Raw genomic sequence first — 20,553 nt, 5'->3', positions numbered from 1 at the left:
TATGAAGTTTGAATTTATATAGGAGAAAATTATATGATAATTACAAAAACACCATTTCGGATGTCTTTTTTTGGCGGTGGAACAGATATCCCAGAACATTTTTATGAAAATAGAGGGGCAGTTTTATCTACGACGTTTGATAAATATTGTTATGTAAATGTCCGTCATTTACCGCGTTTCTTTGAATATAAAACACATTTGACGTATTCGAAAATGGAATATGTAAATGAAAATAATGAGATAAAGCATCCGGCAATTCGAAATGCAATGAATATGCTTAATATGCATGAGATACGTTTAGTATATGAGGCAGATTTGCCAGCTAGATCGGGACTTGGAACAAGCAGTTCTTTTGCGGTGGGAATGTTAAATGCTTTTTATGCATTAAAGGGTAAATATGCGGATAAAAAGAAATTAGCAGATGAAGCTATTTATTTGGAGCGAGAACTTTGTAAAGAGGCAGGCGGATGGCAAGATCAAATAGCTGCGTCATTTGGAGGTTTGAATCGGATCGATTTTTCTGGAAATGAATATGATGTAAGGCCAATTGTGATTTCACCGGAAAGGAAGAAACAATTAGAAAATAATTTGTTGTTATTTTTTACTGGTTTCACGCGATTTTCTTCTGAAATACAAGCAGTTAATAATGTGGCTGCAAAAAGTAAATCAGAATATCTTTCAGAAATGTATGATTTGGTAGATGAAGCGGAACAGGTATTGGTAAATAAAAATAGAAATATTGATGATTTTGGAAAATTGTTAGATACTACATGGAAGTTAAAAAAGCAAACGGGCTCGAAGATATCTACTTCTTCTATTGATCGATTATATGAACTTGGAATAAAAGAAGGTGCTTTTGGAGGGAAACTTTTAGGTGCTGGAGGAGGCGGATTTCTTGTTTTTTATGTTCCGGAAGAACGACAAAGTAGAGTGAAAGAAGCAATGAAAGATTTGGTACATGTCCCATTCAAGTTTGAAGAGGGTGGTACAAAAATTATTCATTATACACCAGAAGAATACACAGAGACAAGATAAAATAGTGAAAGCTATTAATAAAAAGTATGAAGAAAAAGTTTTAATATTTTATTTATAGACAGAATTGTGTACATGCTTTGTGTGTGCAAAAGTAAAACGTATAGGAGAATGAATGAAAAATAAGTGTGAATATATTGAATTGTGTAGGTTTGTTGGCGCAATTATAATATTATGTCATCATTCATATACATTGATGGATCGTACGATTTTTTTGGGAGGATGGGCATTTGTAGAGTTCTATTTTATATTAACGGGATATTATACAACGAGTCATTTTGTCAAAAAAATGGAAAAACATAAAGTTGAGTACGATGAAATGTTTTTTTATGTAAAAAGTAAAATAAAAAAATTGTATCCTTATGCAGTAGGGGGGGGTGCTGTTCAGCTTTTTGAATGTTATTACAAAATGCTCTGAAAATGACAGAGGCGTAGCTTCCTTTTCATTAATATATAATTTATTATTGTTAAAAGGAAGTGATATAGCAAATTCTTCTTATACCTATGATCCACCTTTGTGGTATATTACGCATTTGATTTTGTTTTTGCCGTTGATTATAATTTTAATGGTCAAAAATGAAAAAATTTATAAGTATTTTTTATGCTGGTTTATTCCTATTATGTTATATTCATTGTGCATGGATTATATGAAAAAAATTGCAATTTGGGAAGGCGGAATATTTCAGTGCTTTAGAGGAATCGCTGGATTGACTGTTGGAAGCGCATTGTTTTATATGACAAGATATTATAAAGAAAAAGATGATTTCCCTAAAATGTTATTTCGTATAGCGAGTGTGATTGGATTTATAGGCTTTATTTTTATTACTGTTTTTTTTAGAAATGGTGGAATTGATATTTCAGCGGAGATAATTGCCTATTTAATTATAGTGATGTTTTTTACATTAATGAATGATGAAAATTATATAAAAAATAAGCATATTTATTCGATATGCATTCATTTGGGTGAATTGGCACTTCCAATTTATTGCATCCATTATCCTATTCAAGATTGGATTCAAAGATTATTTCCTTTAAATGGATATTGGTTAAAATTAGGAATGTCAATCGTTTGGTCGGTAATGATTTCAGAATTGATGCTGTTAGTCTGTAAAAAATGGGGAGAACAGAAGAGAATAGTTCAGAAAGAAACAACTCTGTAAATTTGCATCTTTATAGTTATGGAGGAAAACATGAACACAACCCTCATCATCATGGCTGCCGGTATAGGTTCCCGTTTTGGAACCGGTATCAAGCAGCTGGCTAAGATGGCTCCGAATGGAGAGATTATTATGGATTTTTCGATTTACGATGCGAAGGAAGCTGGTTTTACAAAAGTTGTATTTGTAATTCGGAAAGCCATTGAGAAAGAATTTAAAGAAGTGATTGGAAATCGCTTATCTAAGGTTATGCCTGTGGAATATGTCTATCAAGAGTTAGAAGACTTGCCTGAAGGCTATCATGTTCCAGAAGGACGAGTAAAACCATGGGGAACCGGGCAGGCAATTCTGGCTTGTAAAGATGTTGTGAAAGAACCATTTGTGATCATCAATGCAGATGATTATTATGGGAAAGAAGCTTTTTCGAAGCTTCATGAGTTCCTGCTTTCTGGAAATACAGATGCGGATAAGATAAATCTGGCAATGGCAGGCTTTTCTTTAAAGAATACGCTGAGTGAAAACGGAGCGGTTACCAGAGGTGTCTGCGTGGCAGATGAGGCGGGATTCTTGAAAGAGGTCGTTGAAACGACGGGAATTCAGTGTGTAGATGGAAAAATCCAGTGTGATAATGCGAAGGTAAGCAAATGGATCACACCGGATACGATGGTATCCATGAATATGTGGGCCGGATATCCGGATTTTTTGCGGTACATAGATGAAGGATTTGCCAGATTCCTTGATGCATTAGGGGAAAATCCGGAGAAGAAGGAGTATCTTCTCCCAAATATTGTGGCGGAATTGCTTGAAAAGAAGTTAGCTTCCGTAAAAGTTTTGAATACGCCGGACAGATGGATTGGAATTACTTATAAAGAAGATATAGAACCGGCGCAGGAGGGATTCCGACAGATGATAGAGAGTGGATTATATCCGGAAAATTTGTGGGATTAGGATAAAGTAAGAACAAATGAAATTAGAGAGAAACAGGATGGTTGAAGTTTTATTTTACACAGCCGTCCTCACCAAACAATTCTACCTTCTCCCCAGCGGCAGCATCGGCATCGCGGATCTGTTTTTCGCCTTGTCCGGTGCCCTGGCGCTTATCATGGCGTGGAGAAGTGGTAAGAAAATCTGGTATCAGGAAGATTTTCCCTGGGTGGTCTTCCTGATATTTGCAGCTGTCATTAATGGCATTTATTTTGTTCGGACAGGAAAAGGAAGTTTTCCGTTACATACGCTTTATTGGATTTATTCTGCATTCCTGATCTGGGCGTTCCGGACACTTTATTCGGATTCGTTTATGCGGGGACTTTGCTGGATATGTCGGATCAATCTGGTGTTTCAGACAATTGTTTTGATTTCCGGACGAGGACGCTATTTTCATGAGAGCTGGGGCGGTTCTCGGTTTATGGGAACGTTTAATGATCCGAACCAGTTTGCTTTTTTCATCTTTACGATGATTCTGGTGCTTTTTATGGAATACCGGCGGAAGGCAGAGTATACAGTCAAGACACGGATTGCGTGCTGGGGAATGTTTTTTTGGGGAGTTCTTCTGATTGGAAAAGCAAAATCAACCGGTATGTTTGTGGGACTGCTTGCCTTTTTTGTAATACTGGCATGGCAGTTTTTCTGGGAAAGATGCACGCACTCAAAGTATAAAAAACTCTGGTGGTTCGGCGGGGCAGCTGTTGTAGTGATGCTGGCGCTGGGCGTCTATCGGATCTGGCCAGGGGCAAATTTTGATGTTTCGCAGACGGATTATACGCTTCTTTCCAGAATCCAGCAGAAAATATGGAAGCTGGCAAATGGAAATCTCTATGATCTGCTGTATGACAGAAGTGCGGAGCGGCTGGTATTGACGCCTCAGTATTTGTTTTATGGAGCGGGAGAGGGTTTTTTTGAACGTTTTATTCCGTATGATGGATTTGAGAAGCTTCTGAGTCCGGGCGTGTTTGATGTTTTTCATGTTAATGAGATTCATTCCAGCTTTTTTGATGTCTGGTTTTCGTATGGACTGATTCCTACCACATTTCTGGTGTATTGGATTGTGAAAAATGTGATTCGGTGTGAGAAAGCGCAGAGGGCGGCGGTGCTGGCACTTCTGGCAGAGAGTTTTACGCTGATGAACTGCAGGCAGCCGTTTTTCTGGTTTGTTATTGTGATGGCGGGGATGTCTGGGAAGAAGGGAAGAAGGACATGAATTTGAAACATCAAAAGTTTGTTAAAAAAGGATGTTATTCTGCTTGCATCTCCTGTAAGGATATGCTACATTTAACATAACAAGCATATATTTTTCTTTACCACATTTCATATATTTATCTATATTCTAAAAATAATCTAAGAAAATCTTATGCTTATCCAAGTCAACAACAATTGAAGAGCAGGAGATTTTCAAAGGGTTAAAAGAAAAGTGGAAATTCTCCTGCCAGAAGGGAGAATGAATGAGAAGTAGGAATTCTGTAAAAGTGAAGCGGAATCACAAGGATACGCTGTTTCGGATGATTTTCAGCACGAGGGAGAATCTGCTGAGTCTTTATAATGCGGTGAATCATTCGCATTACACAGATGCATCGGAGCTTGAGATTGTGACGCTGAAAAATGCGGTTTATATGAACATGAAGAATGATCAGGCGTTTCTGCTTGATATGCAGCTGAACCTTTATGAACATCAGTCCACCTGGAATCCGAATATGCCGCTGCGCTTTTTGATGTATGTGGCAAAGGAGTACCAGATGCTGGTGCGGAATCAGACGCTTTATGCATCGGCGCTGGTAAAGGTGCCGACACCGCATTTTGTTGTGTTTTATAATGGGGAGACGGAGCAGGAGGCGGAGACGATTCTGAGGCTGTCGCATTCGTTTCAGCAGAAGACGGATAAACCAGAGCTGGAATTGATGGTAAGGGTGTTGAATATTAACCTTGATAAGAAACAGGAAGTGTTGGAGGCGTGCCAGCTTTTGAAAGAATATATGCTTCTGGTGAATAAGATTCGTAGATATACGGATGAGTATAAAGATATTAATCAGGCAGTCGAACAGGCAGTGACGGAGTGTATCGAGGAAAATATACTGGCTGATTTTTTAAGAAAGAATCGGGCGGAGGCGATTGAAATGTGTATTTTTGAATATGATGATAAGCGGGAGAAGGAGCTGATCCGGAAGGCGGAGTATGCGGAAGGTATGAAAGAGGGAGAAAGGATTGGACGGGAAGCTGGAAAGAAAGAAGAAGCCGAACGGATATTTAATATTTACCAATTATTTCGCGCGAACTACACGGAAAACCAGATTAAAGAGAAGCTGGGGATGAATGTAGAAGAAGTACGGAAAATTTTGGAACGATTTAAATGATTTTTAGCTTAGACGGGAGTGTCTTTCGGAGGGAGGGCACTCCTTATTTGAATACGAAAGTTATGACAGATGCACCGTTGGATATGGAAATGCGGAAACGGTATTTGGGAATGTTCTGGGGCAGTTACTGTTCACGGGTAGGCACTTTTGGAACAGAAAGTGCCGTAAGAAAACGTGGTGGCAGCAGGAATTTGCCGTATTTGAATGCGAAGCCACAGCAAATTCCGTTACTGGGCACGCATGCGTGAACAGTAACTGGGGCATAAAATAAGAATGTAAAAGAAATAAATTCTTCTTGCATCCTATATGCGGATATGCTACATTTATCTTATCAAGCATATATTTTTCTTTATCAGCAATTTAAGCGGTATCTAATATTCTAATTTTAATCTGAGAAATCTTATGCTTATCCAAGTCAACAACAATTGAAGAGCAGGAGATTTTCAAAGGGTTAAAAGAAAAGTGGAAATTCTCCTGCCAGAAGGGAGAATGAATGAGAAATATGAATTCTGTAAAAGTAAGGCGGGATCACAAGGATACGTTGTTTCGGATGATTTTCAGTACAAGGGAGAACCTGTTGAGTCTGTATAATGCGGTAAATCATTCACATTATACGGATGCAAAAGAGTTGGAGATCGTGACGCTGGAAAATGCAGTTTATATGAATATGAAAAATGACCAGGCATTTTTGCTGGATATGCAGTTGAATTTGTATGAACATCAGTCAACCTGGAATCCGAATATGCCGCTGCGTTTTCTGATTTATGTGACGAAAGAATACCAGATGCTCATTCGGAATCAAACGCTGTATGCGTCAACGCTGGTAGAATTGCCGACCCCACACTTTGTTGTATTTTACAATGGAGAAGAGGAGCGGGAAGCGGAAAGTGTTCTGAAACTGTCACATTCATTCTGCCAGAAGGCGGATGAACCGGAGCTGGAATTGATAGTGAAGGTATTGAATATTAATCTGGATAAAAAACAGAGGATTCTGGAAACTTGCTGCCTGTTGAAAGAGTATATGCTTTTGGTTGACAAGATTCGTAAATATGCAGCAGAGTATAAGAACATAAACCGGGCAGCAGAGCAGGCTGTGACGGAATGTATTGAGGAAAATATACGGGCTGATTTCCTGAGAAAGAATCGAACGGAGGCGATAGAGGTGTGTATTTTCGAATATGATGAGAAACGGGAAAAGGAATTGATTCGGAAGGCAGAGTATGCGGAAGGTAAGAAGGATGGATTGAAGGAAGGGCAGAAACAGGGTGAAGAACGGGTGTTTGAAATTTATAGATTATATCGAGATAAATATACAGAAAACCAGATTGCAGAACAGATGAAGATAGATGTGGATGAAGTTAGGCATATTTTGGAAAAGTTTAAGGAATAGGTGCGGCGGTTGGTTATACATATGCGGATCCGCTGGATAACTGGACGGATGCGCTTATGATTGGAAATGCCTGTTATCAAAAAGAAGATGTCAGTGCCCTGAACTGCGTTGCTGCAGCCTACCGACCAGATTACCAGAATGAAGATCCAATATTCTTATATCCATATCGTGTTTACATACCGGGCACTGGCAGCAGCGGTGTGCGCGTGGAGTGGAATGTGCATGGTAAAAATGGAGTTTGTGTTTTATAGATAGTAGTGTGCTAAAATTTTAGGAGAGGGTAAAACGCGAAAAAGAGCTCTAAACGAAATAAGGATGGAAGAAATCACCCTCCAAAGTGAATTCTTCCATCCCTTTTCTTTACTCTTTTACAATCCGAAACTCCCTCCATTTTCCACTCCGGTAGCGCATCACAACTACGAAGCAGGCGATCAGCCATGCGGGCGGCATGCTCACATAGTAGCAGCGGAAGCCAACCGGGGTGAGCGCCAGAAGAAAGGAGAGCGTGAGGCGGATGCCCAGGTTGATGAAACCGGAAGCTGCCGGGATCTTGACATCGCCGGCTCCCTGCAGGAAACCGCAGGTGATGTTGGTGATCGTGCTGGTCCAGATGAAGAACATCAGGATGTCGAGATGTTCCTTTGCGCGCCGCAGGGACTCTCCGGTGATGTTGAAGATCTGGAGAAGCGGCCGGTCAAAAAGCAGAACCACGATACTGATGGAGATACTGATCAGGACACCCATCAGGATGGTCGTGCGGTAACCGCGGCGGGCACGGTCCAGCTTTTCGGCGCCGATATTCTGTCCGGCGAAGCTGGAGATGGCGACGTTAAAGCTCTGGGACGGAATGTGTGCGAGTTGTTCGACCTTCAGCATGGCAGCGTAGCCCTCGATGCTGGGAGAGCCGAAGGAGTTGATGAGACGCTGCAGGATGAGGAAACCAATCGAATTGACGCCCGTCTGCAGCATGATCGGAATACTCAGGCGCATCAGCAGCGCCCCCTGTCCTTTCCAGGCGTAGAGATAACGCCGTTTTGGCAGCAAGTCCGGGAAAATATGCCGCAGGTACAGGAAACTGGCGATGGCAGAACCAGCCTGTGCGATCACGGTCGCGGCAGCCGCGCCAGAGACGCCCATATGAAAGATGGAGATAAACACACAGTCCAGCACAATGTTCAGGGCGGCGGAGATCATCAGGAAAATGAGTGCGCCGCGCGAATCACCGTGTGCCCGCAGGATGCCATAGGTGACATTGTAGAGCAGCTGGAAAATAATTCCACCGCTGTAGATCAGAAAGTATGCCATACTGTCGAAACGCATTTCTTCCGGTGCCTGCAAAAAGCCGAAAATAACTGGACGGGCTGCCAGAAAGCAGGCGGCGGTTAAAAATATACTTACGACCACGGCAATCAGATAGGAGACGGAGATGGATTCCTGTATGTCTGTCTCTTTTTTGGCACCGAAATACTGGGCGACTGCGATGTTGACACCGGCACCGATGGAGGTGCAGATGGCGGTCAGAAGCCAGATCATGGAGCTGGTTAGTCCGACGGCTCCAAGGGCGGTTGCGCTGATGAGGTTTCCGACGATCACGCTGTCAGCGAGGTTGTACAAAACCTGCAGCAGGTTTGCCCCCATGATAGGCAGGGAAAAGAGCAGGATGGAGGACCATTCCCGCCCTTCGGTCATATCTTTTTTCATATGTATAAAACTCCTTTGATACAGCTAAAATCATGAGTTTAGTGTAGCATAGAGGATGGAAAAAGTAAAGAGAACGGAAAGCGCTTGTCAAGTGGAAAGAGAAGGATCTATAATAGAATAGATTTAATGTAACTGTTCAGCAGGTCTGCGCATTTACTGCGCTGACCGTACGAAAACATGGGCCAGCAGGCAAAAATCCCATTGCCATAGGCAATTTTTAATGGATTTTTGCGCGTGACTGTGAGGGGACTGAACAGTTACGATTTAACGAATATTAAGAAAAAGGGATGAGGAAATCTTGAATCACAACATGGAAATGACGGAGAAAACGACGGGAAGCGGGGCAGCACGGTGGGGCTTTTATCTGATGGGGCTTCTGATTCTGGCGATGGGGCTTACGCTCAATACGAAAGCTGGACTCGGAGTGTCGCCGATTATTTCACTTTCGTATGCGGCATCCGTGATCTGGAACCGGAATTTTGGTGATATGACCTTTGTCCTGTATGGTATCTTTGTCTTGATTCAGGCGGCGATTCATCTGCGGGAGAAAGGAAAAGCCGGACGCAGCCTGCTTATGAAAGATGCGCTGCAGTTTCCATTGAGTATTGTATTTACAAGATTTCTGAATGTGTTTTCAGTGTGCATACCGTCGTTAGAAGAATGCGGATCGGAGGCGTCTGGACTTTTAGGACGCCTGGGAGTGCTGATGCTTGCCCTGATTTTTACAGGCATCGGCGCGGCGATGTCCCTGTCAATGCGGCTGGTGCCAAATCCGGGCGATGGTCTGGTGCAGGTGCTTGCAGACACCTTTGGAATCGGCACGGGTCTGATGAAGAACTGTGTGGATGCAACCTGTATCGTTTTGTCACTGCTCATGGGGCTTTTGTTTGCGGGAAAACCGGTGGGAATCGGCATTGGAACGGTCTGTGCTGTCGTGCTGGTGGGGCGCGTGATTGCGCTGTTTCATCATATTTTTGGAAAGGCGATGCTGCAGGCGGCTGGACTGGAAAGTGGCAGGAACTGACAGAGTGTGTGGAAAAGATAAAAGCAGCCGATTTTGGAGTAAAATTCAGATACATAAAATAATAGGAGATAAATAAGATGAAATTGAGAATGAAGCGGAAAGCAATGGTAGTATTGGCAGCAGGCATGTTGATGAGTGCGGCAGCTCCGGCGGCTGCGATGGCGGCGGAGAAAGCGACAGGACCGGCGCTTACGGCACGCTACAACGGGGATGTAAATACACTGGAGGCATCGAAGGATGCAACGCAGCTGATAGTGGTGATTGGCAACCGCCAGGATCCGGCAAAGAGCCGTCTGGACTGGTATAAACGCGATACAGATGGAAAACTGGTGCAGGTGATGTCGAAAGAAGCGGTCAGCGGCATGAACGGTATCACGATGCAGAAGCAGGAGGGCGATAAGAAGACGCCGGCGGGTGTGTACCGCTTTACGATGGCATTTGGCCTGAAGGCAAATCCGGGAACGATTCTGCCGTATCACCAGATCGTGGACGGCGATTATTATGTGGATGACGGAAACAGCCAGTATTATAACAAGCTGGCAAATACGAAGCAGGTACAGAAGGACTGGAATTCGGCGGAGGATCTGATGGCGCAGGCGCCGCAGTATAATTATGGCCTGGTACTGGATTATAATCCGGAGTGTACACCGGGAAAGGGATCGGCGATCTTTCTGCATTGCCCGAAGAGCTGGAATAATACGGGAACTTCCGGATGCATCAGTATTCCGGAGGAAGATATGAAACAGGTTGTGTGCCAGGTGGATACCGGGACGAAGATTGTGGTGGTGCAGGATGAGAGCGATTTAGCAAATTACTAATTAGATAGGCTGTGAGAGTCAGATCTCATTTGGGGATTTTTATCTGGAAGCAGATAGGAACCCCCAGATGAGTTTTTTTGTTTCATAGGACATAATTTCCTAATGAAACCCAAAAACGCCGGACAATATCCGGCGCTCAGGTGTCTCAAAATATTTGTCCCTACGTTGGCATTATCCAAATCAGGTTTTGGGTCGGAACTTTTGGTTCCCTCTCAGCCTGCATCACAAGCTCCCCATTATCGAAATGAATTGTAGCATGATTTGGAAAAAAATAGCAATGGCAACTCTGGTTTTATGATTTATTTGCCCCGCCCATCTGCCGGCTCAGCATCCGCAGCATTTCCGCCTGCCGTTTCTGCGCTGGGGGCATTTGGTCTGTCAGGATCGAAAAAAGAGTGTCCATTTCTGAGGTTGAGAATTGCGGGGAACCGTTGCTGCCCCGGAGACTCATGAGAAGCGGCAGAAGCTTGTCTTGCGGCGTGTTTCTTGCCTGATCGGCTAACTGTTCCATCTGTTTTATTTTGTCTGGATCCATGGAGCGGAGTCTCGGATCCTGTTTCCAGTTTTGAAATTCCATAGTGTGTGCCTCCTGTCTGTTTGAAGTGGATGTGCCAGATGCACGGTCTGTGGGTTTTTTCTGTCTGCGGGAATATTCGGCTTGCGGGTAAAGGACAGATGCCGGAACTGCATCAGAATTGGGTGAATCATTCTGGATATCTTGCGAAGTCGGAAAGGATGCTGTCTGCGGCATATTTTGCCAGTAGGATTCATAGAGGCGGGAACCTTCGATAAAATTTAAGACCAGATCGATCGAACTTTGCTCTTCCTCTGTGCCATACGGCTTGATCGCTTTCAGCATATCAACCGGCGAATCCTTGTCGCGTTCGCCCACCGAGCAGATTCCGATCTCACCGTCGGCCGGATCAGCAAATAGCTGCATCGTCTTTTCTAGTTCGCGGAATTTCACAAACAGGGAGAAAAAACGCTGTTCCGGGATGTGAATATAGGGAAGCGCCGCCTTGACAAGCTGCATATGTGGGAGTGAGGTCAAGCGGTCTAACTCGGTCATTTTGAGAGAAACATCTTGGTTCACGAAAAAAACCTCCCAAATCTTTGTCTCAATATATGCAGATGAGAGGAAAAAAAGACGTTTTGGTTCACGGGTAGGCACTTTTGGAATCGAAAAAGAACGGGAATGTTTAAAGAAAAAAAGCTCCGGGACAGGAAAAACCACATATAGTATATTATAAAAAATAAGAAAGAAAAGGATTCAGAGCTATGAACACCCGGCTGATCATTGATGGAAATGCCGTTTATGAAATAGATGAAGACTGTCTCGCCTGCCGCGGACGGCGGACTGGATGCAGACGCTGTGTGGAACCGGGTTCCCGCACCCGGGGACGAAGCACGCCTTTACAGAAATTGGAACCTGCCAGTGAAAAATCACAAACTCACAAATAAAGAAAGATGTGGTATAATGTAAAGAAAGAAATTCCCCTCATTCCAGCCTGCCCAGCCACTTCCTCATGAGGTGTCAGGGAAAGCTGGAATGGGGATACCGTAGCAGAGCTCCAGAGTCCTAAGACAAACTGGCTCACAACAACATTGCATCAGGAACTGAAAGGACGAATCCATATGAACCCATATAAAATCATGCTGGTAGATGACGAGGAGGAAGTACGGACAAGCATCATACGCAAAATCGACTGGCAGGATGCCGGATTCGAGGTGATCGGGGATGCGGAGAACGGGAAGGAAGCGCTGGAAAAGATCGAGCAGAATGAGCCGGATGTTGTGCTGACAGACATCCGGATGCCATATATGGACGGGCTGGAGATGGCGGAGAATATACGGCAGAGATATCCGTCCATCAAGATCGTGATTTTTTCTGGTTTTGATGAATTTGAGTACGCCAAAAAGGCGATCAAGCTCAATGTGATCGAATATATTTTAAAGCCGGTCAATGTCGAAGAGCTGACGGCGATTTTAAAGAAAATCAAGAAAAATCTCGATGAGGAGATCGAGCAGAAGCGGAATGTTACCCTGCTTCGGGAAAGTTATATCAAGAGTCTTCCGGCGATCCGGGAACATTTTTTGAATGACCTGATTCACGGCGGCATGGAGGAAGCGCAGATTGAGGAAAAACTGAACGAATATGCGATCGACGTTGCGGGTGCGGTCAAATGGGTGATTGCGGCGATCCATCTGGAACCGGATGAGAAGGTGGACAAGGCAGTTTCGCTGCATCAGCAGCGGGAGCTGATTCCGATTTCCGTCCGCAATCTGATTGAGGAAAAACTGGAAGGGCAGTACCGTTTTATTGTGTTCCACTCTTCCTTTGAGACGATCCTTCTGGTGGCGATCGACAAAGACAATACGCAGACCGGACTGATTGCCCTGCTGGGCGATATCTGCAAGGAGACGAAGAAAATTCTGGAGGTATCGGTTACGATCGGCGTGGGTGAGAGCTGCAGTTCGCTGACGGATTTAAGCCGCCCGTGCCACACGGCACTCAATGCACTCGGTTACCGTGCGATCACAGGTTCCGGCGGTGTGATCTGCATCGGCGATATGGAGCCGTCCGGGCATGAAAAACTCCGGTTCGACAGCCGGATGGAGTCGGAGCTTATAGCGGCAGTCAAGTTTGGACCGAAGGAAAAGATCCGTTCCGTGATAGACGGGATTGTGAGCCGGATGGAGGATGCGCGGGTGCATTACCGCCAGTATCAGGCGTATGTGCTTGCGATCATCAATGTGCTGACACAGCTCTCCCAGCAGTATGATCTGCGGATCAGCGAGATGTTTGGCGTGGAAAATGATTATTTCGAGATTCTGGGGCGCGTCCAGAAGATGGAGAATGTCCGCCCGTACCTGACCGAGGTGGCGCTCAAGATGAATGCCGGAATGGAAGAAGAGCGGAGCAATACGACAAAAAACGTGATCCGCGAGGCGAAGCAGTACATTCAGGACAATTTTCAAGATCCGGAGCTGTCGGTGGAGAAGATCTGCCGCCATCTGCATATGAGCCCGGCGTATTTTTCAACGATGTTTAAGAAGGAGACGGGACAGGCGTACATCGCCTATCTGACCGATGTCCGGCTGGGGCGCGCGGTCGAGCTTCTGATGGCAACTGACGACAAGACGTATATCATCGCGGAAAAGGTCGGCTACCCGGAGCAGAACTATTTCAGTTACGTATTTAAGAAAAAATTCGGTGTTTCCCCGACGCGGTACCGCACGGCACACCGGAGCGGGGAGGCATAATGGGTAAAAAAAGGACGATCTGGAAGAAAAAGCTTTTTGACGACGCCAGCATCCGGTCTATGATCTTTATCTATTTTACGATCACGGCGCTGGCGGCGAGCGTGCTGATCTCCCTGTCGCTGTACCAGAGAATGTCACGGCAGGTCACGGAAGTAGTACAGGAGGAGAGCCAGAACCTGATCGCGCAGGTGGGGCGCTCTGTGGAGTCGTACCTCCGCACGATCATGAAGCTGTCCGACTCGCTTTATTATGGCACGATCAAGAATGCCGATCTGTCGAGCCAGTCGCTTGGAAGTGAATTTACGCTTCTCTACGATAATAATAAGGATAATGTGGAGAATATTGCCCTGTTTTCGGAGGATGGGGCGCTTCTGGAGGCAGTCCCGGCGGTGCGTCTGAAAAATGAGGTGGATGTGACGCAGGAAGAATGGTTCCGGAGCGCCTTAAACCGGACGGAAAACCAGCATTTTTCCCTGCCGCACGTACAGTATGTGTTTGACAATGCGGAAAATCAATACCGATGGGTCATTTCGCTATCGCGGGCGGTCGAACTGACACACGGAACCTCGACCTCGCAGGGCGTCCTTCTGGTCGATATTCGCTATTCGAGCCTGGAACAGCTCTTTGGCGGCATCACGACGGGGCGCGGCGGTTATTTCTATATGATCAGCGGAAATGGCGAGATTCTTTACCACCCGCAGATGCAGCTTCTGGATTCCGGCTGGGTGCAGGAGAACAATGGACAGGCAGCCGGCTATTCGGACGGAAATCATGAGGAGATATTTGCCGGAAAAAAGCGGATGGCGACGGTCAAGACGATCGGCTACACAGGCTGGAAGGTGGTCGGGGTGACGCCGGAAAATGCCGTGTCGCTCAACACGATCAAAACCCGGCTTTTTATCGTATTTGTCATTGCCCTCATTTTGTGCATTCTGGCTCTGATTAACTCTTATATTTCATCGAGGATCACGAATCCGATCCGCGAGCTGGAAAAATCGGTCGGCGTCCTGGAGGCGGGCAATTTAAGCGCACCGGTGTACATCGGCGGTTCGTATGAGATCCGCCATCTGGGAAAATCGATCAGTGATATGGCGGGTCAGATCCGCCTCCTGATGCAGGATATTGTGCGTGAGCATGAGGCGAAACGCAAGCAGGAGTTTGATACGCTGCAGTCGCAGATCAATCCGCATTTCCTCTATAATACGCTCGATATCATTGTCTGGATGATTGAAAATGAGCAGAAAACGGAGGCGGTCAAGGTGGTGACGGCGCTGGCGCGGTTCTTCCGTATCAGTTTAAGCCGCGGCAAGAGCTTAATTACTGTGAAGGATGAGCTGGAACACGTCCGGAATTACCTGATGATCCAACAGATGCGGTTTAAAAATAAGTTTACCTATACGATCAAGTCAGATGATGAGGTTTTGGAACTTGCAAGTTTAAAACTGATGCTGCAGCCGCTGGTGGAGAATGCGATCTACCATGGCATGGAATATATGGACGGCGACGGCGAGATCTTCGTGCGCGCCTGGCAGGAGGAAAAAGAGCTGTATCTGGAGGTGCGGGACAATGGGCTTGGCATGACGGAGGAACAGGTCGAGAGCCTCTTTACCGATACGGCGCACGTGGCATCCAAGCGCGGATCCGGCATCGGGGTACGCAATGTCAACGAGCGGATCAAGCTGTATTTCGGCGCGGAATATGGTCTTTCGATCGAGTCGGAGCCGGATGAGGGAACCGCGGTGAAGATTCATCTTCCGGCAGTGCCTTACGAGAAAGTGCTGGAAGAGAAGAAAGTGTAAAAGTGGGGGCGACAGATCAATGCGATATGGAGTGAGAAAAAAAAAGGAGCTGGTGCTCTGGGGAATCCTGTGTATGGGACTTATTTTGCTGTATCTCCTTTCCTCCACGGATTGGATCATCAAGGAAAAAGAGGTGGAGGTCTACCCGGTGTCCCTGATTATCAGCGATACTTCGGATGATGATTACGTCAACTTCCGCAAGGGCGTGGATCAGGCGGCGGTTGAGTATAATGTAGATGTCAGCTTTATTACCCTGTATGAAAAGGATAATCTGGCACAGCAGATGGAGCTGGTGCGCCGGGAAGCGGCAGATGGTGCCGGGGCAGTGATACTGGAGCCGGTTGATGAGCTGGAATGCCGCCAATATCTGGAAGAAAATACATATGGAACGCCGATTATCCTGCTGGGCGAATTATCACCAGATGAGGAGGTCAAGGGGGCGGTTCATATGGACTGGACGGCAGCCGGGAGAAAGCTTGGCGAGGCGATTGCAGCGGAACAGAGCCCCGATCTTCCTGTCTGGATCTTTGCAGATAACCCATATATCGGCAAGGCGGGGGAGATGAAGCAGGGGCTGACGGAGGTACTGGAAAAACAGGGCTTTTCCTATACCATTGTGCCGCGCGGCACCGATGATACTTACCGTTCCGTCATTGAAAAAACAGTTTATCCGGGCAGCGGCACGGCGGTGGTGGCGGCACTGGATTTCGCCAGCACAGCGGAGGCGGCGGAGATTGTCGGCGGAAGCAGCGTGTACGGAAAATACATTTCCGGGCTGTACGGCGTCGGGATGATGCCGTCCCTGCTGGATCAGCTTGACAAGGGGACAATCCGGGGGCTGGTGGTGACAAACCAGTTTGACGCGGGCTATTTTGCGGTCAAAAAAGCAGTGCAGGCGATTGAAAAAGAGCAGGAGAGAAGCCAGCTTTCATTGGAATCCTACTATATAGAGAAGGATGAGCTGCGCTCGAAGAAATATGAGAAGATGCTGTACCCGATTGATTAAAAATCCGGGAGGGAGTATAGAAAGATGAAAAAAAACGAAAAAAGCATTCAGATGGCGCTGGCACTTCTGGCAGTGGGCACACTTCTTTTAAATGGATGCAGCGCGGCAAAACCGGCAGAAAAAAAGAGCATCCGTATCGGTGTAACGCTGTACCGGGGCGAGGATGCCTTTATCAACAATATCCGTTCCAGCCTGGAGGAAAAGGCGAAGGAATATGAGCAGCAGACGGGCATTAAGGTCAATCTGGAAATCATGGATCCGAAGGGAAACCAAAATACGCAGAACAGCCAGGTAGATCGTTTCCTTTCCCTGGAATACGATGCGATCTGCGTCAATATGGTGGATCGCTCAGCAGCATCGTATGTCATCAACAAGGCGATGGATGCCGGGACGCCGGTCGTATTTTTCAACCGCGAACCGGTCGAGGAGGACATGAAACGGTGGGAGCACCTCTATTATGTAGGGGAGGACGCGCGGGAATCGGCGGTTCTGCAGGGAGAGCTTCTGGTGGATGCGTATCAGGAAAATCCGGGCAGTCTTGATTTAAATGGGGATGGAACCGTGGGATATGTGATGTTGGAGGGCGAGCGCAGCCATCAGGATTCGCTGATCCGGACAGAGTGGTCGGTGCAGACGATGCGCGACGGAGATATTCCGCTGGAAAAACTGACCGGTGGTTCGGCAAACTGGGATCGGAGCCAGGCGGCGGCGCTGATGGAACAGTGGATCCGCCAGTTCGGGGATGCGATCGAGGTGGTGATCGGCAACAACGATGAGATGGCGCTTGGAGCTGCCGAGGCGCTTGAACGCGCCGGTGACACAAGGGGCGTCAAGGTGGTCGGCATCGACGGAACCCCGCAGGGAATCGAGGGGCTTAAGAGCGGAAAACTGTATGGAACAGTCCAGTGTGACAGCGACGAGTATGCAGAAGTGATTTTTGAGATAGCTGCCGCTGAGGCACTTGGTCAAAATGTACAGGAAAAGGTCGAATTAGAGGAAGGAACCTATTATCAATGCAGTCAGAAAGCGTTGACTGTTGCTGATTTACCATAAAATCCCACAGTTTCACACCGGAAAAACAAGAATATGTGAATAAAATCACAAAGGATCTAAAAAAATTTTATATAAGAACCAAGAAAATTATATGGAAAAGTGTACAAACGATCCGTATAATAAAGGTGTCGATAAGAAAAAATGACGAATCGGCGAAACTGTATAATGTGTGTATGCGGAAAATTTAACTGTTCGGTGGATCCGGACAGCGCAAACGGATACGCAAGTTTAAGGGAGGACAAACATTATGAAACTGAAAAAAGTAGCAGCACTTGGTTTGGCAACTGCAATGGCATTTTCCGTAACTGCTTGCTCCAGCAAACCGGCAGAGACAACTGCAGCGGCAGAAGAGACAACAGCAGCAGCTGACGCAGCAGAGACTGTTAAAGAAGCAATCGAAGGAAAAGATCCGGCAGAAGTTAAAGTTGGTATTTCTATTTACCAGTTCGCTGATAACTTCATGACACTGTATAGAAACGAACTTCAGAAATATTTAGTAGATGAGCTTGGCTTAAAGGCAGAGAACATCTCCATCATGGATGGTAAGAATGACCAGTCCGAGCAGATGAACCAGATCCGTAACTTCGTTACTCAGGGATTTGATGTTATGATCATCAACCTGGTTCAGGCTTCTTCTGAGCCGGATGTAACCAACATCTGCAACGAAGCAGGTATCCCGGTTGTTTACATCAACCGTGAGCCGGATGCTGAGAGAGAGCAGGCTTGGGTTGACGACGGCATCAAAGCTACTTATGTAGGTGCTGATGCTAGACAGTCCGGTACATATCAGGGTGAAGAGATCGCTGAGCTTGAGAACAAGGGTGATGCAGACGGCGACGGCGTTGTTCGTTACATCATGGTTCAGGGTGATCCGGAGAACGTAGATGCTCAGTACAGAACTGAGAAATCCGTTGAGGCTTTAAAGGCAGCTGGCGTAGAGGTTGAAGAGCTGACCAAGCAGCGTGGTGATTGGGATCAGACAAAGGGTCAGGAGATCACTGCTAACGCTCTGTCCCAGTACGGCGACAAGATCGATGTTGTATTCTGCAACAACGATGCTATGGCTCTTGGTGCTCTGCAGGCTATCGAGGCAGCTGGAAGAACTGTAAACAAAGATATCTACCTGGTAGGTGTTGATGCTCTGGTTGAGGTTGTTGAGAACGTTATGAACGACAAGATGACCGGTACCGTATTCAACGATTACTTCGGACAGGCTCATACAGCAGCTGACAAAGCTCTTGATTTCGTAAACGGCAAAGATGTTGACAACGTATACATGGTAGACTATGTAAAGGTTACAACTGAGAACGCTGGCGATATTCTGGAAATGATTAAATAATTGTAGCTGTTCAGAGAAGGACGGTTATGAACATATCACTCCCCTGCAGGGGAGTGAATAAAGTGTCGGGTGTGCAGATGGCACACCCGATTTTATGAAAGGAGAGAATGGGATGGCAGAGTACAGATTGGAGATGCGCGGGGTATCGAAAAGCTTCCCTGGCGTAAAAGCTCTGGACAAGATAAACCTCAAAGTACGTCCCGGCACCGTCCATGCACTGATGGGAGAAAACGGCGCTGGTAAATCCACCTTGATGAAATGTCTCTTTGGTATTTATCATATGGATGAAGGTGAGGTATATCTGGATGGAGAAAAAGTGGAGATCCATAATCCGGATGAAGCCCTTCACAGAGGACTGGCCATGGTACATCAGGAGCTGCAGCCGATACCTGAGAGAACGGTAGCAGAGAATATGTACACCGGTCGTTATCCAACCAAGAAATTTGGTCCGATTCAGGTCATCGACCATAAAAAGATGTTTGAAGAGACAGCAAAATGGCTGGATGATGTTAAGATGCCGTATAACCCGAAGGCAAAACTGGGAACCATGTCCATCGCCCAGATGCAGTCTGTCGAGATTGCCAAGGCTGTATCCTTAAATGCCAGAGTTGTAATTCTGGACGAGCCGACTTCCTCCTTGACGGATAATGAGGTAGAGGCGCTTTTCCGCATTGTCCGTGACCTGAAATCACGAGGCGTATCCCTCATCTATATTTCCCATAAGATGGCGGAGATTCGTGAGATTTGTGATGATATTACCATCATGCGAGACGGCACCTATGTTGGTTCCTGGCATATGGACGAGATTTCGGATGATGAGATCGTCAAACAGATGGTTGGTCGTGAGCTGACCAATATCTATCCTCCGAAGAATGATACAAAAGCTGGAGAGGTACTGCTGGATGTCAGAGGATATTCCAGTATCCATGATCGTTCCTTCCAGGATTGCTCCTTCACCCTTAGAAGAGGCGAGATTCTTGGATTCGGCGGCCTGGTAGGTGCTCAGAGAACGGAACTGATGGAAGGTATCTTCGGTATGCGTCATATTAAATCCGGAGAAGTTTATATTAAGGGTAAGAAAATGAACATTAAGCGTCCGCAGGATGCAATCCGGGGCGGTATCGGTATGATTACCGAGGACCGACGCGGAACTGGTATTCTGGGATGTCTGTCCATTGCAGATAATGTATCAATTTCCTCCCTGGATCAGTATTTACACTATGGTATCAAACTGAATAAGAAGAAGATTGAGCAGCTTGTCAAGGATAACGTGGCAAAGCTTTCAATCAAGACGCCGAGCAGTAAGACACTGATTCAGTCACTTTCAGGCGGTAACCAGCAGAAGGTTCTGATTTCCCGCTGGCTGGCCAACAACCCGGATATCCTCATCATGGATGAGCCGACCCGTGGTATCGACGTTGGTGCCAAGTATGAGATCTACCAGATCATGATTGACCTGGCAAAGCAGGGCAAAGGTATCATCATGATTTCATCTGAGATGCCGGAGCTGATTGGTATGTCGAACCGTATCCTTGTCATGTGTAATGGTCACATTACCGGTGAGGTACAGGGTGAGGAAGCAACTCAGGAGCGTATCATGAGCTACGCGACTAAGTTCTAAAGGAG

General features: G+C 46.1%; 18 protein-coding genes and 1 riboswitch. Of the genes, 16 read left to right on the top strand and 2 right to left on the bottom strand.

The window, feature by feature from the left end; genetic code table 11:
• Positions 1-33: 33 nt before the first annotated feature.
• From DWX68_RS05250 to DWX68_RS05215, 7 genes are all read left to right on the top strand, one after another.
• The gene (locus DWX68_RS05250) at positions 34-1,035 is read left to right on the top strand and encodes a kinase (RefSeq protein WP_118467368.1); all 1,002 of its coding nucleotides are present in this window, start codon (positions 34-36) and stop codon (positions 1,033-1,035) included.
• A 112-nt stretch (positions 1,036-1,147) separates the two neighbouring features.
• Entirely contained in the window at positions 1,148-1,450 is a 303-nt protein-coding gene (locus DWX68_RS05245) for a hypothetical protein (protein ID WP_118472434.1), read from the top strand.
• On the top strand, positions 1,425-2,192 hold the full coding sequence (locus DWX68_RS05240) for an acyltransferase family protein (protein ID WP_182431299.1): 768 nt from the start codon (positions 1,425-1,427) through the stop codon (positions 2,190-2,192). Before DWX68_RS05245 ends, DWX68_RS05240 begins: the two co-directional genes overlap by 26 nt.
• An 18-nt stretch (positions 2,193-2,210) precedes the next feature.
• Positions 2,211-3,137, top strand: a complete 927-nt coding sequence (locus DWX68_RS05235) for a sugar phosphate nucleotidyltransferase (protein ID WP_347475161.1) — start codon at positions 2,211-2,213, stop codon at positions 3,135-3,137.
• Positions 3,138-3,174: 37 nt separating this feature from the next.
• Positions 3,175-4,386 (top strand): hypothetical protein, encoded by a 1,212-nt coding sequence (locus DWX68_RS05230; RefSeq protein WP_118467375.1) that lies wholly within the window; start codon positions 3,175-3,177, stop codon positions 4,384-4,386.
• 241 nt (positions 4,387-4,627) lie between these two features.
• Positions 4,628-5,533, top strand: a complete 906-nt coding sequence (locus DWX68_RS05225) for a transposase (RefSeq protein WP_117795045.1) — start codon at positions 4,628-4,630, stop codon at positions 5,531-5,533.
• A 493-nt stretch (positions 5,534-6,026) separates the two neighbouring features.
• A complete protein-coding gene (locus DWX68_RS05215) occupies positions 6,027-6,923 on the top strand; it encodes a transposase (RefSeq protein ID WP_118472437.1) in 897 nt (298 codons plus the stop codon).
• Between the two features lie 360 nt (positions 6,924-7,283).
• Here the strand turns inward: DWX68_RS05215 and DWX68_RS05210 are convergent, their stop codons facing one another.
• Positions 7,284-8,624 carry an MATE family efflux transporter gene (locus DWX68_RS05210; protein WP_118628771.1) on the bottom strand — a complete coding sequence of 447 codons (1,341 nt, stop codon included), beginning with the start codon at positions 8,622-8,624 and terminating at the stop codon, positions 7,284-7,286.
• Between the two features lie 310 nt (positions 8,625-8,934).
• Here DWX68_RS05210 and DWX68_RS05205 point away from each other — a divergent pair, with 310 nt between their 5' ends.
• Both DWX68_RS05205 and DWX68_RS05200 read left to right on the top strand, forming a co-directional pair.
• A complete protein-coding gene (locus DWX68_RS05205) occupies positions 8,935-9,648 on the top strand; it encodes a DUF6198 family protein (protein ID WP_243027559.1) in 714 nt (237 codons plus the stop codon).
• 77 nt (positions 9,649-9,725) lie between these two features.
• A complete protein-coding gene (locus tag DWX68_RS05200) occupies positions 9,726-10,466 on the top strand; it encodes a L,D-transpeptidase family protein (protein ID WP_118628770.1) in 741 nt (246 codons plus the stop codon).
• A gap of 140 nt (positions 10,467-10,606) precedes the next feature.
• Positions 10,607-10,712, bottom strand: a riboswitch (TPP riboswitch).
• 46 nt (positions 10,713-10,758) lie between these two features.
• On the opposite strand, the gene DWX68_RS14865 is transcribed toward DWX68_RS05200, so the two are convergent.
• Positions 10,759-11,559, bottom strand: a complete 801-nt coding sequence (locus tag DWX68_RS14865) for a hypothetical protein (protein ID WP_243027557.1) — start codon at positions 11,557-11,559, stop codon at positions 10,759-10,761.
• Positions 11,560-11,744: 185 nt separating this feature from the next.
• On the opposite strand from DWX68_RS14865, the gene DWX68_RS05190 reads away from it, so the two are divergent.
• The 7 genes from DWX68_RS05190 to DWX68_RS05160 all read left to right on the top strand — a co-directional run bounded on the left by DWX68_RS05190 (position 11,745) and on the right by DWX68_RS05160 (position 20,548).
• Positions 11,745-11,927 (top strand): hypothetical protein, encoded by a 183-nt coding sequence (locus tag DWX68_RS05190; protein ID WP_107001618.1) that lies wholly within the window; start codon positions 11,745-11,747, stop codon positions 11,925-11,927.
• 174 nt (positions 11,928-12,101) lie between these two features.
• A complete protein-coding gene (locus DWX68_RS05185; protein ID WP_118472438.1) occupies positions 12,102-13,730 on the top strand; it encodes a response regulator in 1,629 nt (542 codons plus the stop codon).
• Positions 13,730-15,529 (top strand): sensor histidine kinase, encoded by a 1,800-nt coding sequence (locus tag DWX68_RS05180; protein ID WP_117795062.1) that lies wholly within the window; start codon positions 13,730-13,732, stop codon positions 15,527-15,529. The genes DWX68_RS05185 and DWX68_RS05180 overlap by 1 nt, the downstream gene beginning before the upstream one ends.
• 31 nt (positions 15,530-15,560) lie before the next feature.
• Complete coding sequence (locus DWX68_RS05175; protein ID WP_118628815.1) at positions 15,561-16,535, top strand: substrate-binding domain-containing protein; 975 nt, start codon at positions 15,561-15,563, stop codon at positions 16,533-16,535.
• A 24-nt stretch (positions 16,536-16,559) separates the two neighbouring features.
• Entirely contained in the window at positions 16,560-17,588 is a 1,029-nt protein-coding gene (locus tag DWX68_RS05170; RefSeq protein ID WP_118628769.1) for a galactose ABC transporter substrate-binding protein, read from the top strand.
• 247 nt (positions 17,589-17,835) lie between these two features.
• Positions 17,836-18,927, top strand: a complete 1,092-nt coding sequence (locus tag DWX68_RS05165) for a substrate-binding domain-containing protein (RefSeq protein ID WP_181357250.1) — start codon at positions 17,836-17,838, stop codon at positions 18,925-18,927.
• A 112-nt stretch (positions 18,928-19,039) separates the two neighbouring features.
• Positions 19,040-20,548: a sugar ABC transporter ATP-binding protein gene (locus DWX68_RS05160; protein WP_107001613.1), complete on the top strand. Its 1,509-nt coding sequence runs from the start codon at positions 19,040-19,042 to the stop codon at positions 20,546-20,548.
• Positions 20,549-20,553 lie beyond the last annotated feature (5 nt).

This window comes from Clostridium sp. AF20-7 (assembly GCF_003479275.1).
Taxonomy (GTDB): Bacteria; Bacillota; Clostridia; order Lachnospirales; family Lachnospiraceae; genus Otoolea; species Otoolea fessa.
The sequence above is the reverse complement of the archived record's forward strand: the minus strand, read 5'-3'. Positions and strand labels throughout refer to the sequence as shown.

Coding starts and splice junctions, on each gene's coding strand:
- DWX68_RS05215 (WP_118472437.1), top strand. CDS start 6,027: ATGAGAAATATGAATTCTGTAAAAGTAAGGCGGGATCACAAGGATACG.
- DWX68_RS05230 (WP_118467375.1), top strand. CDS start 3,175: ATGGTTGAAGTTTTATTTTACACAGCCGTCCTCACCAAACAATTCTAC.
- DWX68_RS05210 (WP_118628771.1), bottom strand. CDS start 8,624: ATGAAAAAAGATATGACCGAAGGGCGGGAATGGTCCTCCATCCTGCTC.
- DWX68_RS05250 (WP_118467368.1), top strand. CDS start 34: ATGATAATTACAAAAACACCATTTCGGATGTCTTTTTTTGGCGGTGGA.
- DWX68_RS05200 (WP_118628770.1), top strand. CDS start 9,726: ATGAAATTGAGAATGAAGCGGAAAGCAATGGTAGTATTGGCAGCAGGC.
- DWX68_RS05235 (WP_347475161.1), top strand. CDS start 2,211: ATGGAGGAAAACATGAACACAACCCTCATCATCATGGCTGCCGGTATA.
- DWX68_RS05205 (WP_243027559.1), top strand. CDS start 8,935: ATGGAAATGACGGAGAAAACGACGGGAAGCGGGGCAGCACGGTGGGGC.
- DWX68_RS05170 (WP_118628769.1), top strand. CDS start 16,560: ATGAAAAAAAACGAAAAAAGCATTCAGATGGCGCTGGCACTTCTGGCA.
- DWX68_RS05225 (WP_117795045.1), top strand. CDS start 4,628: ATGAGAAGTAGGAATTCTGTAAAAGTGAAGCGGAATCACAAGGATACG.
- DWX68_RS05245 (WP_118472434.1), top strand. CDS start 1,148: ATGAAAAATAAGTGTGAATATATTGAATTGTGTAGGTTTGTTGGCGCA.
- DWX68_RS05165 (WP_181357250.1), top strand. CDS start 17,836: ATGAAACTGAAAAAAGTAGCAGCACTTGGTTTGGCAACTGCAATGGCA.
- DWX68_RS05180 (WP_117795062.1), top strand. CDS start 13,730: ATGGGTAAAAAAAGGACGATCTGGAAGAAAAAGCTTTTTGACGACGCC.
- DWX68_RS05185 (WP_118472438.1), top strand. CDS start 12,102: ATGAACCCATATAAAATCATGCTGGTAGATGACGAGGAGGAAGTACGG.
- DWX68_RS05160 (WP_107001613.1), top strand. CDS start 19,040: ATGGCAGAGTACAGATTGGAGATGCGCGGGGTATCGAAAAGCTTCCCT.
- DWX68_RS05190 (WP_107001618.1), top strand. CDS start 11,745: ATGAACACCCGGCTGATCATTGATGGAAATGCCGTTTATGAAATAGAT.